We start from the raw sequence: 16,480 nt of genomic DNA on the forward strand, positions 1-16,480 counted from the left end.
TCTTTGCAGGTTCTTATCGCTAATTCAGTAAGATCTTCCGACCCATGAAACTGACTCGCTCTCAGTGCTTAAAGGTCATTACCTCCGCAAATAAATCTATATCTATGGCTAATCCTAACGATCTGGTAGCTACATCAGATCCTCTACCATCCTGGCGAGAGGGACAGATTAAATCCGCCATTTTAGACTTCGTGCAGCAAGCCACGACAAAGGAAAGTAAAGGTTATATTCCTCCAGGCGATCGCACCGCTACTTTCGACAATGATGGTACTCTTTGGTGCGAACAACCCTTGGCACAGGGCATGTTTGTTATCTCTTTGCTTAAAAAACAGATTAAGACGCAGCCAGAATTGGCAGAGCTACCTGTGGTAAAGGCACTACTAAAAGGCGACTACAGCTATTTCGATCGACCCGAAGCGATGGCAGAGCTGGTCAGGCTCCTAGCTGAGATAAGTGCCAACATATCCCAAGCAGAGTTTGAGCCAAAGGCGCGAGCTTTTCTAGAAACTGCCACTCATCCACAGTACAAAGTCAAATATACCGAACTAGCCTATCAGCCACAGGTCGAACTGCTGACCTATTTACGTGCTAACGGGTTTCAGACCTGGATTTGCACTGGTGGCGGTATCGACTTTGTACGGTTAATCTCAGAGCCTATGTACGGCATCATTCCCCAACAAGTTATTGGCAGTTATTTAGAAAAAGAATATCGCTCTATTAACGGCAGTAATGTCATCTGGCGTTTACCCAAAATTGTCCATATTAACGATCGAGCAGGTAAGCCAGTCGGAATCGATCGCGCCATCGGTCAACCCCCCGTTTTTGCCTGCGGTAACGTGCGTAATGGCGGCGATATTGCCATGCTGACCTACAGTCAGAGTTCGCCCTATCCTAATTTTCAACTTTTGATCGACCACGATGATCGGGAGCGCGAATTTGCCTATAGCGAACCCAACAATGCTTCACTCAACGCTGCCCGACCACAGGGCTGGCAGGTAGTCAGCATGAAAAACGATTGGCGACAGGTTTTTGCCTGGCAATAATCATGCCGACCGATTTGTCGAACAGGTAGCCTTTTAGCACCCTGGGTTGAAATTATATTATCCGTCTCTATTGGTCTCGCCCACAAATCCTCGATCGCTTCTGGACATTTCCCAAAGCCGAGCCAATAACATCTTTATGGTGTTTTGAGATGATGAGAAGCCTGCCGTTCTTCTTCCTTTTTTCTTATAACAACTAATGTTTGGACAAAAATAAAAATGATTAAATCTTTTTCCAAGACCATTGCCTCAATGACGATCGCAATTATATTCATGCTGCAAATTGCAGTATCTCCTGCGATCGCCTTAGAAAAAATTCCCCATCCACCCGAACCCTTTGCAGGAAAAATCAATCTGACCTTTGAAGGCTCGGAAGCAGTTAAGTCCGAACTCAAATTGCCTGAAAATCTCGGCATCGACAATGCACCGAATATCTTACTGGTGCTAATTGATGACGTGGGTTATGGTCAATACGGTAGCTTTGGTGGCGGCATTCCCACCCCGACGATGGATCGGGTGGTTAAAAATGGATTACAATACACCCAGTTCCATACCACTGCCCTCTGTTCTCCCACTCGCGCTGCCCTGCTGACGGGTCGCAATCATCACTCGGTAGGTACTGGTGTCATTGGTGAGTTAGGTACTGGTTTTCCTGGTTATTCGGGTGAAATTCCCAGTAACGCCGCTACTTTTGCCAAAATTCTGCAAGAATACGGTTATGCCACTTCTTGGTTTGGCAAAAACCATAATATACCCGACTGGGAAACGAGTCTTGCTGGTCCCTTTGACCATTGGCCCCCAGCGGTAGGATTCGACTATTTCTATGGCTTTGTTGGTGGCGATACCGACCAGTTTAGCCCTGCCTTGGTAGAAAATCTCAATCGTATTGAAGCACCAAAAACCAATGCCGATGGCTCACCCTACCATCTAACAACCGATTTGGCAGACCACGCCATCAACCACATTCGCCAAGTTAAAGAGATCGCGCCACAAAAACCTTTTTTTGCCTACTTTGCTACTGGTGCTACCCATGCACCCCACCAGGTTCCAGAACAGTGGATCGACAAGTTCAAAGGGCAATTTGACATGGGTTGGGATGAGTATCGCCAACAAACTTTTGAAAGACAGAAACAGCTTGGAGTTATTCCCGCAAATACTAAACTTACTCCCCGACCCGATTCTCTACCAGCCTGGAATTCTCTCTCGGCTGAAGAACAAAAAGTCTATGCTCGGATGATGGAAGTGTTTGCTGGCTTTACCGCCCAAACCGATTATGAAGTTGGACGTGTCGTGGATGCCATAGATGACCTGGGAGAGTTAGACAATACGCTGATTTTCTATATCGCTGGTGACAATGGCTCTAGCGCCGAAGGAGGTTTAGAAGGACTGTTAAATGAAAACACAGTTTTTAACGCCTTAAGCGAACCCTTAGATCGCAAACTAGCTGCCGTTGATGACTTGGGTGGTCCCAAATACTTCAACCATTTCCCTGCTGGTTGGGCTTGGGCGATGGATACCCCCTTCCAGTGGACGAAACAAATTGCTTCCCATTTTGGTGGTACTCGCAACGGTATGGCAATTTCTTGGCCCGCCAGAATTAAGGACAAAGGCGGCAAACGCTATCAGTTTAGCCATGTAATTGACCTGTATCCTACCATTCTAGAAGCGGTAGGAATTGAAACGCCTTTAGAAGTCAATGGTATTGCCCAAAAGCCAGTTGAAGGAACCAGTATGGTCTATACCTTTGATGATAAAGATGCCCCGTCTAGACATACCAAACAGTACTTTGAAATTGTCGGCAACCAAGGTATTTACGATAATGGTTGGATGGCCAGTGCTTTGTTCTCGATTCCTTGGAATGCTAATCCACCAAAAGATAAAGATATTCTCAACGGAATGGATTGGGAGCTATATCACATTGACGAAGATTTTTCTCAGGCGAACAACTTAGCTGAGGAAATGCCCGATAAAGTTTTAGAAATGCGCGAGCTATTCTACGCCGAAGCTGCTAAATATAATGTATTGCCTTTAGACGGACGTAGAACCGAACGCTTTCGGGTAGAACTTCGTCCGAGTTTAACTCAAGGACGTACTAACTTTGTTTACCCCGATCATCTGCGAGTAACTGAAGGAGCGGCTCCCGATCTCAAACACAAAAACTACACCATTACTGCCGAGGTAAATATACCTGAAGAGGGTTCTGAAGGTGTCTTGGTCACTCAAGGTGGACGCTTTGGCGGTTATGGTCTGTTCGTGAAAGATGGCAAATTAGTATATGTTCATAACTTAGCTGATGTGGAGCGTTATCAGGTAGTTTCCGATAAACCTCTACCGACTGGTGATGTGACCCTCAAGGCAGTCTATAAGTCCGATAAAGACGTGCCATTTTCAGGCGCAACGGTAACTCTCTACGCCAACAATCGCAGAATTGGCGAAGGACGAGTTGAAAAAACTTTACCGAACCGCATCTCTATTGATGAAACGTTCGATGTTGGTTATGACACGGGTACTCCTGTTACCGAAGACTACGAAACTCCCTTTGACTTTACAGGCAAGCTTAAGGAAGTGGCGATCGATTTAAACACTTAATTTTTAAATTTGAGTAAGGGAGAAGCTTTTTAGTTTCTTTCTTACTTATCTAAACTGTTGATTCCAGCCCAGAGCTATGTAGCAGATTTTCTTAACAGTTTTAGAGGCAGATCTAGCGAAGATATTGTTGGCACATGCTCTACAATAATATTACTAAAGTCTTACCAATGACTAAAGTTAATACTTTACGTTGTTGTAGCACTATTAAGATCCGTAAAGGTTACTTTCACCAGTAATATCCGAGCATCTTAAAAATAAAATTGAATTCTATAGATAAAGTTACGATCTACAACCGCGATCTCTAAGCAAAGATTTAGCGATCGCCTCTATTGGTGATTAAGCTAACCCCGAAACAGGGTAATTACGAGAGCGGTCGGTTTCAACTTCACTCTCAACTGCTGCTCGATAAGTATCCACTACGTGATTGGGCATAAAATCTCCATTCTGAGATAAAAATGACCACTCTTGCCCTACATGAACATAGGTTCCTACAGATTGAGTAGGAGGCATTAAGGGCATAGGATCTGCTAAATTAACTATGCGGTAGCTATTGGGGACTTGCTGAGCGTGGAGTGTGGCAAAAGAAGGATTGCCGACACGAGAACAGGCATAAGTATAGAGCTGTATTTGCTCCCTTATTTGAGGAGTAGTGAGAGCGATGTCTAAAGCCGCTAAAACTGCCAAAGCTGCCCCCAAACTGTGTCCCGTAATGTAGCAGGGGATAGTGGGATCGAGTTTTTGGGCGACTTCACGGGGGATAGGATCGACAATCCTTAAGTAATTTTTAATAAATCCTTCGTGAATTTTGCCGAAATATTGCCTGGAAGTAGGCTCGGTGTAATCTTTTTGAACGGCAGTGACATTATTAATCCATTCTACTCTGGTTTGGGTTCCTCGAAAGACAATGATATTGTTTTCTGGAGAAGATAAGACAAATCCTAAATAAACGGGAATTTCTCTGGTCAGTTTTACCATTTCCTCAATTGCTTCTTCCACCTGTTCTTCAGCCTTGTCCAAATTTTCTTGAAGCAGATCTGAGGAATTGCTAGAGTCAGAGTTGGACACATTGACCGCAACGGTTTCTGATATCTGTGCCTCTTTGCCTTGAAAAGAAGCTACTTGAGTATAGCGATCGAGGCTCGGTGTATAAGCGGCAAGCTCTTTAATCGAACCATCATAGGTGGGGATAGTCTTGCCCGTTAAATATTGTTGCGTAGCTATCTTACTACAATTGATTAAAATCTTTGATATCTCTCGATCGTAAGGAATAGTAGGCGGAGTTAGGGTTAAAGAATCTATAATTTTCTGCCCCTGGTAGATTTTCTCCGCATCAGCTTGAAAAGTAGCTTCTAAAAGGCTTTCTCGATCCGCAGGCATCTGGTTTTCTGCCAAAGCTCGTAACTGCTTTTGCTTTTGACGAGTTCGATAATTAGTTACTGTGGTAGCGGCAATTCCCGCTCCCACTCCACCAAGTAAAATCTGTCTGCGGTTGAATCTCATACTAAATCCGATTTGCAAAACATACTTAATAGACATGAACTTGAAAAAAGTTCAAAATCTTTTTACCTTACATAACCTAATAAGTAGCATATCTAAACAGGATTTAGTATCACTTTACTATCTCCCGACCGATCTTATTTGACTACTAGCATAAAATTGATTAGTGCTTTGTCCTACTATCCAAGTTAAAGTAAACAAAGCAGCAGCCAGCTTAAAGCTGCTTACATAGGGAACGTATAGTCCAACTGCCACCAAAGTTAACCAAGCCATAAATGCCATAGCTAAAGCACCAAGCAAACCAAAAATATAACCAGCGATCGCCAGAATATCTTGTCCTCCAGCAAATTTCCACTTCGCTCCCAGATCCCAGAGCATCTTAAGGAGCAAACCTAAAGCCACTAACAATTTTGGTGTCAGCAGATCGGAAATTGGTATTAGTCCTAAAATAGATATGCCCAGAGCATAATCTAAAGCTAAATTGCGAGTTTGCTTTTCGCGACGGAGATAATTGGGAATTTCCTTCATAAGTTATATGATTTAGCCTCTTAGGGATTTCGATTATTATTGAAGATTGCTATTAATGAGGAAAACCAGAAATTTTTCTTAGTTTTATTAATCCCAAACCTTTTCGAGTTCTCCGCTGTCAATTTTTTCGTAGATTAGCTTTCTAACCAACTCAAGTTCTTCAGAACTTACTTTTTTATCTGCGCGTATGGCAGCCTTAATAGTCTCGAATTCTACTCCCGTCAGCTTGCCATCTGCTTAAAATTTATAACTTAAAGCTCAACGGCGGACTTATAATGCTAAGAAATTGAATTTTCATCGTCAGTTTTCTTTTTTTCTAGCTCGTATTCTGTTTCTAGTTCCTTACCTAGGAAGTAGTTGAGAAACGTTCGGATTATGGCAATTAATCCCAATTTACCCAACTCTTCAAGTGAAGGAGCGACCGTTGTTGCTAGAATGTCAGCCCCTAGCTGAAACTCTAACGCTAGAGCCAGCCAGATACCGAAGCGAAGCCGAATTTGATTGAAAGGAAAGGGAGTATGACGGCGGTGGCGGCGAGAAAGAGCGATCGCCAACTGGATCGTTTTAATCAGCCCTGTAATCACACAGATAACCGAAATTGTTTCTAAAACAAACTCGGTCACAGTTACTAATCTTTCTAGGTTAAAAGTTAAAAATTCAATCCATTCCATTTTTAGCGCTCGCCCAACAAATTTCACAATAAAACTAAAGATTGGGAAGAGATGGAGTTTCTGGTTCTCGATTTTCGCCGCCATCTGAATTAGGCAGTTTAGGAAGATTAGCTTCTTTCTTGCGGCATTTTTTAGTAACGCTATCGCAGATGTAGGCAGTACATTTTTCTGTAATACTGCTTTCCTCGGAGCATTTTTTACAGATTATTGCTGCTGCACTTGCCGCTTGACAGTCGTAGCCTAGTTTATCCAAGACAGAAGTAGTGACGTTGGTAACGCCTTCTAATTGGTCTAATTGAGCGATAGTAGTCGAACTCAGAGTTTTATTAGGTGATAGAAGATTTACAGAACTAAAGCCTAGTACTAAAGTTAAAAAATATAGTGTTTTCATAAATATATTAAATGGGTATTTTTTTTGTAAGGACAAATATCTTGCTGAATCTATTTTGGTAATAGTCATGTAAGCGTTAAAGCCGTAGGCTAAATTCAGCTAATTTTTTTACAGCTATCTCAGAAAGGTTAAGTCAAAAAAGTAAGAGCGAGATAAAAATTTATAAGAAAGTTATAAAGACTAGATCTTTATACCAATTTAAATAGGGCGTGTAATCAATTAAGCCAGACGACAGAAGAAGCAAGATAGATAGAAGCCAAAAAGTTGACTGCTGTTTTGTCGTAGCGAGTTGCGATCGCTCAGTACTGTTTGAGCTTGGCAAAAAAGTTTTCAATTAGGTGACGAGCCTGATTGCCTGACACATCTCAGTAAAGATCAGTTGGAATGACATCTAACTTCTTGTATCCGACTAAACCAAATAGCATCGTAGTAATGTTTCTTGGCTTTTCGGGAAGCAAAGCAAGGTTGAACATCTTGGGAAAATAAAGTGGTAGCAGAGAACAAACTACGACCTTTAGACAAAACACCCTTAAGCCACCTGAGACCAATTTTTAAGTAGCTAAGACCTCTTTTCCAGTGAGGATCTACCTGAGTTCTCAGTCCTTTCAATTGAAGTGCCATACCATGACAAGTAGCAAACAGAAGAGCTAGTGCGACAATTAAATACAAGCGTTCTAATGCTTGAGCATGGCGGATTTTTGAGTCTTCTAATTGAAATACTCCTGATTTGGAATCTAAAAATAATTCCTCGACACGAAAACGCAGTCGGATTGCCTTCGGCTGGCAAATCGCTCCACGCGATTGCCAAAGAGTCTGTAGCGATGGATTTTCATCGGTAATTACAGCCCAAGGCTCTTTGACTCCCCTAACATTTGCTAGAATAACATTGCAACGGTATTTACCATCGAGCCATAAGCCAACATCATGACACACGACTGCTTCAGCTTTTTGCGGAAACAGATACTTCAATTCAATCGGATGTTTTCTGACTCCATGTAAAATTACATCGCAAGGCAACCGTAGGCAATAATGCCATTTGCTGTCTTGCAGCCAATACATATAAGCTTCGGACGCGAATTCGCTGATTACTGACAAATCTTTGCCATCTTCGCTCAAAACTTTGGGCTTTGGTCGCCCGACTAGGAATGTAGCATTCCCACTCACTCAGGCTAATTTTGTCATTGGTCAAAACACAGAATTTATCTAGCATTAGACACTACCGTATTGTGGAATCGATATTGCATGATTCATCTTTCTTTAGTCTGTGGTGGCAGAGCCATTCCGTTTCTGTGGCAAGTAGAAGAACATAACAGTGCCACAATTGCTTTTGCTGCCTATCAGCCATTGCTGAGAAAAAAGCATCTTGGTTGTTGCATCATCACCATGACGTAATGCTCTTGGCAGACTGAGGCTTTGCCCATCAAAAACTATTACAATGGCTCAAGCAAAGAACATGGCACTATTGCCTTCGCATTCCTAGTAACACTTTAGTTCATGGAGTTCACCGTTGGCATGCTTGTCCTGTTGGAGCCGCAGAACCTTGGACAGTTATTACAGATGAATGAAATTCCAACTCTTCAGACTTTGAGGCAGTATGGTCTGCGTTTTCGAGTTGAAGAGCTGTTTTTGGATAGCAAATCTGGTGTTTTTGGTCTGGCTGATTCTCGTCTACGTGATGTTTCCAAACTAAGTCGTCTTTACTTAGTTGTTGCCATAGCAATTCTCTACAGCACGGTGATGGGAACTACAGTTCAATTATCGGGATTAAGGACACAGGTTGATGTTCATTTTCGTCGGGACTTAAGTTATCTCAAAATTGGACTACGTTGGTTAAGAGGAGGTATTTACAAAAATCGGAGGTTACTCCGTTTATTACCTCTGCCTCATCGAGAGCTTGAACGATGTTTTGCCAGTCATCGCTCTAAAATTGATTACTATGAACGACTGCTATTTTCTCGTATACGCTCTTTACATTGTTCTGTTTGACTTTTGACTATCATCTAGATGAATCCATCAGTCAGATTACCGGAGTTAGAAGCAAACTTCTACTTATTTTTATAAAATTGTTTTATTGTTAAGAGTAAATCGATAGTGCAATTATTAGTGATGACTGGCTTACTTCAATTAAACGTTACTTCTACTTCAGTAGGCACTCAAGTTTTTGTGGTTTTAATTGTTGGTTTGTTAATTGCTTTTGCCGTTCAACTATTACTAACTAATCTTGGATTAACTTTAGGTATTACTGCTTTAAAATTGTTGCCTTTTAAAAAATCACAAGAACCTTCTGAATTGAATAGTTCTAAACAATCGAGTAAGGCGGTCGCCAAAATTAGTTTTTTAGCAGGTATTGGTATCTTATTAACATTAAATTCAGTTTTATTTATCGCTTCTTTTTTAGCAATTAAATTTAGTCAAGCTAGCGAACCAATTGCAGGGGCAACTTTAGGTATTGTAATTTGGTCCGCATATTTTATTATTTTAATTTGGTTTGGTTCTAGTACAGCAAGTTCGGTATTAAGTTTGATTTTAGGTTCTGTAAGCAAAGGAGTAAAGCAATTATTAGATACAATAGCAACATTAATTAACCGAGAAGAAGATGAACCACAGGTTTTGACAGAGGCAGCAGCAGCAGATTTAATTCAACAAGAAATTCAAATTGCTTTCGATCGGTTCGATCTGCAAAAACCAATCGAAGATTATTTAGAAACAATTCCTAAGTCACAGCTAAATTTAGAAGAAGTAGAACAAAGCTTTGAAGAGTTGTTAACTCAAAAATTCGATAAATTTATTTTGGTAGATAGTCAGATCGATAGTCAGATTATAGAAAATTTAATTAACGATAATAGTAATTTACCAGACTCAGAACGAGAATTACTAATCGAGAGATTAAAAAATGTTTGGCAAAAAATTATCGACCGCAATGCAGAGACAGATGTTAGTGCAGAATTATTAAAATATATAGAATCTAGCAATCCAGAAGATTTAGACTTGGAAAAATTTAGCGAGCGCTTAGAAAAAATATTAAATAAATCCGATTCCACTAATATTGTTTGGCAAAATTTACGTCAGTTTAATTGGAGCAAAATTAAAAATTATTTACTAGATAGAGCCGATCTTAGCGATTTAGATTTAGAAGACATATGGCAAAAATTACAAGCTTTTTCTGATTTAGATGTTGAAGGTAATAACGAGAGAGAATTGTCAGAGTTTAATACTAATACAATTAAAAACGATCTTGAGAATTATTTATTAAACTCCTCTACCTGGTATCTTAAAACCGAACGAGGACTCGAAGATTTTAAAGAGGTAATTTACGATCCACAAGCCAATTCAGAGCAAGTGCGATCTCAATTGAACGAGATTACCAAAGACGATTTAGAGGGATTTTTACAACAACGAGAAGATTTAAATTTAGAAGAAGTAGAACAAATTGCCGAAGCTTTAGAAGCAGTCAGACAAGAAGTTTTTGAATTATTAGAAAATAATCCAACTGATGGGATAGATATTAAAGAGCGGGTTATCAACTATTTACAAACGATAGATAAAGAAACACTACTCAATCCTAATTTACCAGATGAAATAGAGAAAGTTTTAATTGGTTCTGGGGTAGGAATGGTAGCAATAAGCCAATTTGTAGAAGGCTGGCATCAAATTGATTGGCAAAATTTACTTCAACAAAGAAACGACCTCAAACCCAAGCAATTACAGCAAACTACAGAAAAATTATCACAAACTAAAAATCATCTTGAAAAAAAAGTCCAACAATTTCAAAAAGAAATCATTTTTACTTCTAAACAGCTACAAAAAAAAATGGAATCTTATCTCCGTTATACAAATCTCGAACTAATTACTCCAAAAGCGATTGAAGATAAGTTAAACCAATTATTGCCAGAAAATTCCAATTTACCCGAACTACCACCAATTAAAAAAGAAAAGCTAGAAGCAATTTTAGCAAAGAGAAAAGGCGTAAACAAATCAAAAATTGAATCCATCGGCGAACAAATTGAAACCAGCTGGCAAAATTTAACTACTACTTCAGAGCGAACCTTAAACAATATTCAAAATGAATCAGTCGCTCTAACTAAAGATATTATCGATCGCGTACAAACAATAATAGAAGAAAATTCAAATTTAGCGCAGATAAAACAAGATTTACAGCAAGTAATCAAACCTGAATTACTTCAACAAATCTTAGTTCTAGATTGGGATGAAATTACCGAAAAAATTCTAGAAAATGAGCAATACAGTGAGACTCAAATCAAGAACGCTATCAAAAAAATCAAACAAGTCCTTCGTAAACTATTGAAAATGCCACGAAGATGGGCGATTCGTACACAGAAACAGTTTAAAAATGAACTAGAAGATTTTCTCAGTTATGGCGACAAAAACGATTTAACGCCACAACAAATCGAGCATAATCTCGCAAAAATACTCGATTTTTCTTTGGGAAACGAAATTAGAAAAAATATAACTCAACAGACTCCCGAACATATTCATAAAATTCTCTCGCAACGAAGCGATCTCAGTGAAATTGAAATTCAACATATTAGCGATCGCGTTAATTCGATCGTTCGACAATTATCTTCTCAAATCGAACAAACCAAAGCTCAAAGCAACGAACTTTTAGCACAAATTAATGAATATCTAAACTCTTTAAACCTATATCAACTTGACTACGATCGACTTAAAACCAATTTAGCTAATTTTGATTTTAAACCTTTAAATAGCTCTGTAATTCAAATTTTAAAAGATGTTCCTGTTGAAGAAATGAGCGATCGCTTAGGAAAACTGAGTTATGAAGCTTTAATTAATCTTATCAAAGCAAATAAGATTGTCACCGAAGCAATTCCCGCTCCGATCCTAAATCAAATTCAAGGCGTTGGAGATTATGTCACTCAACAAATTGATACTACGAAGCAAACAGCTTTAGATAAGGTAGAAGCCCTTAAACAACAAATGATTAAACAAGCAGAAGAAACTCAAAAGGCAATCGCAGTTGCTACTTATTGGTTATTTGCGATTACTTTTACCTCGATTGTTAGTTCGGTTGTTGCAGGAGTTTTGGCAACTAAAATTGCTTGGTAGTCCTTACAGATATGACGGAGCAAGCAGCGCTCGCTAGAAAATACGAAGATTTACCCACCTTGGGCTAGAGCATATTCCAAACTTTTTTCTTCTTGCCATAAACCGAGAATGCTAATTCTAGAGCCATATCTTTTTGCGGTTTGTTCCATCAATTTTTTAAGTTCGTTCTTCTTGAAGACAAGTTTCTATGTATTCGATATCTTCTGCTTTCCACTTTACTTTTGCTCCTCGCCCTTTTGCTTCCCATAACCCTGCTAGACCCTTTGTTTCCCAGCGTCTAATTGTCCCTCTGACTGTATGTTCGTGACAATTAAATATTTTCGCTATCTCTGGTACATTTTTCCCTTGAGCATTCAATTTGAGCATCTGCGCTCGGTCGCGAGTTCGATATGGAACTGAACTTGCCTTTCTTAATTCGGGCGTTGGTAATTTAAGATATGATTTTTAGACATGCGATCGCTAACTAAATAATCAACCATAGTTAAATGTCAATGCAATGCCCTGAATGTAAATTTACTCATATAAACAAAAATGGCAAAAAGAAAGGTAAACAAAACTATATTTGTGTTGATTGCCAAAGGCAGTTTTTAGACTGTTATCAAACATACAGAGGTTACTCTAACGAATTTAAACGTGAATGTTAAAGATGTATGTTAACGGTATGGGTTTAAGAGCAATAGGCAGAGTAAAAGGAGTAACTCATGTTGCAATAATGAACTGGATTAAAGAAGTGGGAGAATTGTTACCCAATGCTTATGAACCAGAAATAATTCCACAAGTAGGGGAATTAGACGAGCTAGAGACTTTTGTTGGTTCTAAAAAAGCGGCGAGACCCCGCGTCAGCGTAAGACGCAAGGGAATGCTCGCCAAGACAACAAAATTTGGCGCAGCGGCTATCGCCGCAAGCGACATGCCCTCCAGACTGCGGCGCGTCTTCGAGCGAAAGCTCGTGCGACATCAGTAAATTCACTTCAAGCAGGTGTTTTGAAATGGGTTGTAGGCGCTCGCTCTCAAGAAACCTTTCATCGTTTGTGGTGGGTTGTACGTGGCTGGTGTTGTTTTCGGTACATAACAGATGGTTATCCTGTATACCCTTGTTTGATTGATGATTGCGCTCATTTGGTCAGTAAAACGGCGATGACTAGAGTAGAGGGGGAAAACTCTCGTTTACGGCATTATCTAGCTCGTTTACACCGCAAGACATTTTGTTATTCTAAATCTCTTGAGATGCTTGAAGCCTCGATTAGACTTCTAAGCTACTATTTAAAACATTGGTCTATACCAGTTTTCAGCTAATCATCTATTCATTGTGCAACGCCATTGCAATATTTGTTCCGTTGTAAATTTAGTCGGCGTTCCTGGTCTTTCTGCATCTAATAGTCTTTCCTTGACTGGAACATCTTTTTGCTTCAACTCTAGCCATCTTTCTCGCCAAAGTCTAGCCATTTTACGGCTAATATCTAGTTCTCTTGCTATTGTGCGATGATTCTTTCCAAGAGATGCTAATAAGACAATTTTTGCTCTCTTTGCGACTTGTTGACTGGTACTATGACGAGCCAAGATTTTTTCTAATTCTTGTTTTTCTTCATTATCTAACTCTAATGGTTTAGGAGCTAGTCTTGGCATCTGTTTTCTTTGCTTGTCTTACTTTTTATTAATGGTAACTTTATTTCCGCCTTACTCCACTAGATAGCAGTAATGGTTTTGTTATTAACGGCATTGAGGATAGCGACTTGTCGGGTAGTTCAGTTAGCAGTGCAGGAGATGTCAACGGCGATGGACTTGATGACATTATCTTTGGCGCACCTAGTGCTAATTATGGTGAAGAAAGCTATGTAGTGTTTGGTTTCCAGACCGAGAACATTGACGGAACTTCCAATGATGATAAGCTTGTCGGTACTTCTAGCAACGATACAATTAACGGTTTAGCTGGTGATGACAAGCTCACTGGTGGCGGTGGTCGAGATACTTTTGTCATTAATGCAGGGGATGGCATTGACACCATTACCGATTTTGGTGGTGTCGGTCGAGGCATTAATCCACCGCAGAGAGTTATCGATGAAATAGATATTATTCAGTTTTCTGGTAAAGGGCTATACCGCGAACAACCTGGTTCTCAACCAGAACCAAATTAATCTGGAGCTAACCTTTGACGGTGTAGCAAATACTAAACTTATTCTCTCAGACTTCAATCTCGAACAGTTAGATAACCTACCTTCGGGTCATGGTAACATTCTCTTCAACGGGCAAAAGGAAATCAAAGATGATTTTGATGTCGTTAATGCCGCTCAAAAACCTAGCAGAGTATTTCGTCATAATACAGTTACTTTTCTCAACGACTTGGATAATATAACTAGTGCAGAGCGGTAGAAATAACCCCTCAGCTCAAACAGCTTCTGGGAAACCTATTAAATTTCCAGACAAAGGGTTTAGCCATTGTCCGATTGAAGTAATCAATAAAATTCAGGATTTTTTGTTCAAGCTCTGTGGTCGAGTTAAAACTGCTTCGTCTGAGGCTGAATGGGTATCGGGAGAAACTACTACTTATTTACCCAAAGGTATTACTAGTTATTTAGAATATGCTGGGTCTGAAAATGACGAACCTTTCTTACTGGATGAATTTTTTAAACGAGTCAGCGTCACAGCCGAGATAGCTCTGTCCGATGCTGACTTTCTAAGCGGTGTGGTAATTGAAGTTTTACAACGAGCTAGCAACCGAAGTGAAGACGAGTATATTCATTGTGAATTGCTTCAGGATTACCTAACTCTATTTACAAAAAGCAACAAAAAAAATAGAAGTCGATTGTTAAAATCGAGCGCGAAAATGTTGTTCCAACTCGAACTATTAGAACGTATGCTGCAGTGGGAAATGCGAAAAGCACTAGAAACATTTCCTTATGGGATTTAGGCTCAAACCTACCTAGAATAAACTTTATGTTCGGATTTAGTTATCTTTGACGATAGGATAAAAACAAAATGAGTTTAACTCAATGTCTGAATACAAAATTATTGTCGTAGGTGCATCCGCAGGAGGAGTAGAAACACTCAAACAACTGGTAGGAGGTTTGCCAGCAGACTTGCCAGCAGCAATATTTGTAGTGCTTCACTTATCGCCTTACGGCAATAGTGCTTTACCAGAGATTCTAAATCGTGCAGGTCTTCTAAAAGCTATTCGTCCCGAAGATGGAGAAGCAATTCAATCAGGACGAATATATGTCGCACCGCCCAATCGTCATTTACTAGTAGAGTCGGGATTTGTACGTCTGTCCTATGGACCCAAAGAAAATGGTACTCGACCTGCGATCGATCCGTTATTTCGCACGGCAGCACGTGCCTATAGCACTTCTGTAATCGGCGTATTATTATCGGGTACACTCGATAATGGCACCTTTGGTTTATTAGCAATCAAGAAATGTGGTGGCATAGCGATCGTTCAAGATCCAAACGACGCACTCTATGACTCGATGCCGCGTAATGCTATCGAAAATGTTGAGGTAGATCGTATCTTACCAATTGCAGAGATACCAACTGCACTAATATCTCTTGCCCAACAGTCTTTGGCAGATAAATCGGCATCTATTTCCGAATCAATTGAATATGATTCGGAGATTGCAGAACTAGATAAAAAGGCTATGAATAGCGAACGACGACCTGGACAGCCATCAGAGTTTACCTGTCCCGACTGTGGCGGCGTTTTATGGGAAAAAAAAGGAGAAAGACTACTTCATTTTCGCTGCCGTACTGGACACGCCTATTCAGAAAAAAGTTTAAAAGCCCGAGAGTCGGAGAAACTAGAAGAGGCACTGTGGGCGGCATATCGCTCTTTGCTGGAGAATGTGTCGCTATACAAACGGATGGCAAGTCGGGCGGAACACCTCAATCGCGACCGCCTCAGAATAGAGCATTATCAAGAGTTGGCCCAAAAAGCCGAGCAAAATGCCGAACTAATTCGACAAATGTTAGCGGACGGTCTTAACGGCGTTGAGGAGTAATATCTTTTTATTTTTTAGTTAAAATTAAACCACTGTTTTACCAATTGATTCTAAATTCCAGTTACAAATCTTGGCAATTTGTGTGTCTAGTCTAAGCGGATCGAAGGGCTTAATAATTACTCCTGTGGCTAAAGTGTTTTCTAATTTAGCAATTACTTTGGTCTGCGTCGTAGCCGTAATAAAAATTAAAGGAATCGCACAGGTAAATAAATTATTCTTTAAAACTTCATAAACCTCTAATCCGTTTAAGTAGGGCATAATTACGTCTAACAGAATAACATCGGGTCGTTCTAATTCTGCTTTAGTAACACCTTTTACTCCATCTGAAGCTAATAAAACCTCCCAGTCTGTATTCATTTCGAGAGCAAACTTAACTAATGTTCGATTATCTTCGTTATCGTCGATAAGTAAAACTCGTTTAGCAGCCATGTTTACAAAAAATATTAATAAATGTTACTGGATCGCTATTTAAGTAAGTAGGTATTTATTAACCGCACAACGGCAAAAGACAGTAAATCACGAACATCCTTTCAACTAATAGTCGTCAAAGATTATTTTAAATTAGTCTACTTACTTAACTTCTATATTTATTTCTTTTGTCTTCTGGTTTCCGTACTAATTCAAACACAAGGGAAAATCATATACATTTTTTTACTGTTATCTATCTAAAGTAAGAAGTTCTTGCCA

Annotated in this window: 15 protein-coding genes and 3 pseudogenes; 9 read left to right on the forward strand and 9 right to left on the reverse strand. The window is 39.8% G+C overall.

What is annotated here, in order from left to right; translation table 11 throughout:
• Positions 1-104: 104 nt before the first annotated feature.
• Positions 105-1,043: an HAD family phosphatase gene (locus KV40_RS17240; RefSeq protein ID WP_052055719.1), complete on the forward strand. Its 939-nt coding sequence runs from the start codon at positions 105-107 to the stop codon at positions 1,041-1,043.
• Positions 1,044-1,259: 216 nt separating this feature from the next.
• Positions 1,260-3,629: an arylsulfatase gene (locus tag KV40_RS17245; protein WP_036484097.1), complete on the forward strand. Its 2,370-nt coding sequence runs from the start codon at positions 1,260-1,262 to the stop codon at positions 3,627-3,629.
• Positions 3,630-3,965: 336 nt separating this feature from the next.
• Here the strand turns inward: KV40_RS17245 and KV40_RS17250 are convergent, their stop codons facing one another.
• The 6 genes and pseudogenes from KV40_RS17250 to KV40_RS36725 all read right to left on the reverse strand — a co-directional run bounded on the left by KV40_RS17250 (position 3,966) and on the right by KV40_RS36725 (position 7,880).
• Complete coding sequence (locus tag KV40_RS17250) at positions 3,966-5,129, reverse strand: DUF2974 domain-containing protein (protein WP_036484232.1); 1,164 nt, start codon at positions 5,127-5,129, stop codon at positions 3,966-3,968.
• Positions 5,130-5,246: 117 nt separating this feature from the next.
• Positions 5,247-5,654, reverse strand: coding sequence for a hypothetical protein (locus tag KV40_RS17255; protein ID WP_036484100.1), 408 nt, complete (start codon positions 5,652-5,654; stop codon positions 5,247-5,249).
• Between the two features lie 278 nt (positions 5,655-5,932).
• Positions 5,933-6,325, reverse strand: a complete 393-nt coding sequence (locus KV40_RS17260; protein WP_036484103.1) for a DUF1622 domain-containing protein — start codon at positions 6,323-6,325, stop codon at positions 5,933-5,935.
• A gap of 34 nt (positions 6,326-6,359) precedes the next feature.
• Positions 6,360-6,716 carry a hypothetical protein gene (locus tag KV40_RS17265; protein ID WP_036484108.1) on the reverse strand — a complete coding sequence of 119 codons (357 nt, stop codon included), beginning with the start codon at positions 6,714-6,716 and terminating at the stop codon, positions 6,360-6,362.
• A gap of 215 nt (positions 6,717-6,931) precedes the next feature.
• Positions 6,932-7,066: pseudogene (locus KV40_RS35015) on the reverse strand (transposase); the annotation flags it as partial.
• Positions 7,067-7,091: 25 nt separating this feature from the next.
• Complete coding sequence (locus tag KV40_RS36725; RefSeq protein WP_253274292.1) at positions 7,092-7,880, reverse strand: hypothetical protein; 789 nt, start codon at positions 7,878-7,880, stop codon at positions 7,092-7,094.
• A 78-nt stretch (positions 7,881-7,958) separates the two neighbouring features.
• Here KV40_RS36725 and KV40_RS35020 point away from each other — a divergent pair, with 78 nt between their 5' ends.
• The 3 genes from KV40_RS35020 (at position 7,959) to KV40_RS17280 (ending at position 11,801) form a co-directional block, all read left to right on the forward strand.
• Positions 7,959-8,108: a hypothetical protein gene (locus KV40_RS35020; RefSeq protein WP_156114066.1), complete on the forward strand. Its 150-nt coding sequence runs from the start codon at positions 7,959-7,961 to the stop codon at positions 8,106-8,108.
• Between the two features lie 165 nt (positions 8,109-8,273).
• Positions 8,274-8,702: a hypothetical protein gene (locus KV40_RS36730; protein WP_052055720.1), complete on the forward strand. Its 429-nt coding sequence runs from the start codon at positions 8,274-8,276 to the stop codon at positions 8,700-8,702.
• A 105-nt stretch (positions 8,703-8,807) separates the two neighbouring features.
• On the forward strand, positions 8,808-11,801 hold the full coding sequence (locus KV40_RS17280) for a hypothetical protein (RefSeq protein WP_156114067.1): 2,994 nt from the start codon (positions 8,808-8,810) through the stop codon (positions 11,799-11,801).
• 156 nt (positions 11,802-11,957) lie between these two features.
• Here the strand turns inward: KV40_RS17280 and KV40_RS17285 are convergent.
• Positions 11,958-12,179: pseudogene (locus KV40_RS17285) on the reverse strand (helix-turn-helix domain-containing protein); the annotation flags it as partial.
• Between the two features lie 113 nt (positions 12,180-12,292).
• Between KV40_RS17285 and KV40_RS37345 the strand changes: the two are divergent.
• Positions 12,293-13,097 (forward strand): annotated as a pseudogene (locus tag KV40_RS37345) (IS1 family transposase).
• Here the strand turns inward: KV40_RS37345 and KV40_RS17300 are convergent.
• Complete coding sequence (locus KV40_RS17300) at positions 13,098-13,427, reverse strand: helix-turn-helix domain-containing protein (RefSeq protein WP_253274293.1); 330 nt, start codon at positions 13,425-13,427, stop codon at positions 13,098-13,100.
• A 107-nt stretch (positions 13,428-13,534) separates the two neighbouring features.
• Here KV40_RS17300 and KV40_RS17305 point away from each other — a divergent pair, with 107 nt between their 5' ends.
• The 3 genes from KV40_RS17305 (at position 13,535) to KV40_RS17315 (ending at position 15,793) form a co-directional block, all read left to right on the forward strand.
• A complete protein-coding gene (locus KV40_RS17305) occupies positions 13,535-13,936 on the forward strand; it encodes an FG-GAP repeat protein (protein ID WP_036484114.1) in 402 nt (133 codons plus the stop codon).
• A 221-nt stretch (positions 13,937-14,157) separates the two neighbouring features.
• Positions 14,158-14,709, forward strand: a complete 552-nt coding sequence (locus tag KV40_RS17310) for a DUF2267 domain-containing protein (protein WP_036484117.1) — start codon at positions 14,158-14,160, stop codon at positions 14,707-14,709.
• An 82-nt stretch (positions 14,710-14,791) separates the two neighbouring features.
• Positions 14,792-15,793: a chemotaxis protein CheB gene (locus KV40_RS17315; protein ID WP_036484120.1), complete on the forward strand. Its 1,002-nt coding sequence runs from the start codon at positions 14,792-14,794 to the stop codon at positions 15,791-15,793.
• 24 nt (positions 15,794-15,817) lie between these two features.
• Here KV40_RS17315 and KV40_RS17320 read toward each other — a convergent pair whose 3' ends face one another.
• Positions 15,818-16,222, reverse strand: coding sequence for a response regulator (locus KV40_RS17320; RefSeq protein WP_036484123.1), 405 nt, complete (start codon positions 16,220-16,222; stop codon positions 15,818-15,820).
• Positions 16,223-16,480 lie beyond the last annotated feature (258 nt).

Source organism: Myxosarcina sp. GI1 (genome assembly GCF_000756305.1).
In the GTDB taxonomy this organism is placed as follows: Bacteria; Cyanobacteriota; Cyanobacteriia; order Cyanobacteriales; family Xenococcaceae; genus Myxosarcina.

Bases quoted from the DNA above. Each gene is read 5' to 3' on its own strand.
- KV40_RS17240 (WP_052055719.1), top strand. From the start codon at position 105: ATGGCTAATCCTAACGATCTGGTAGCTACATCAGATCCTCTACCATCC.
- KV40_RS17245 (WP_036484097.1), top strand. From the start codon at position 1,260: ATGATTAAATCTTTTTCCAAGACCATTGCCTCAATGACGATCGCAATT.
- KV40_RS17250 (WP_036484232.1), bottom strand. From the start codon at position 5,129: ATGAGATTCAACCGCAGACAGATTTTACTTGGTGGAGTGGGAGCGGGA.
- KV40_RS17255 (WP_036484100.1), bottom strand. From the start codon at position 5,654: ATGAAGGAAATTCCCAATTATCTCCGTCGCGAAAAGCAAACTCGCAAT.
- KV40_RS17260 (WP_036484103.1), bottom strand. From the start codon at position 6,325: ATGGAATGGATTGAATTTTTAACTTTTAACCTAGAAAGATTAGTAACT.
- KV40_RS17265 (WP_036484108.1), bottom strand. From the start codon at position 6,716: ATGAAAACACTATATTTTTTAACTTTAGTACTAGGCTTTAGTTCTGTA.
- KV40_RS35020 (WP_156114066.1), top strand. From the start codon at position 7,959: ATGATTCATCTTTCTTTAGTCTGTGGTGGCAGAGCCATTCCGTTTCTG.
- KV40_RS36730 (WP_052055720.1), top strand. From the start codon at position 8,274: ATGAATGAAATTCCAACTCTTCAGACTTTGAGGCAGTATGGTCTGCGT.
- KV40_RS17300 (WP_253274293.1), bottom strand. From the start codon at position 13,427: ATGCCAAGACTAGCTCCTAAACCATTAGAGTTAGATAATGAAGAAAAA.
- KV40_RS17315 (WP_036484120.1), top strand. From the start codon at position 14,792: ATGTCTGAATACAAAATTATTGTCGTAGGTGCATCCGCAGGAGGAGTA.
- KV40_RS17320 (WP_036484123.1), bottom strand. From the start codon at position 16,222: ATGGCTGCTAAACGAGTTTTACTTATCGACGATAACGAAGATAATCGA.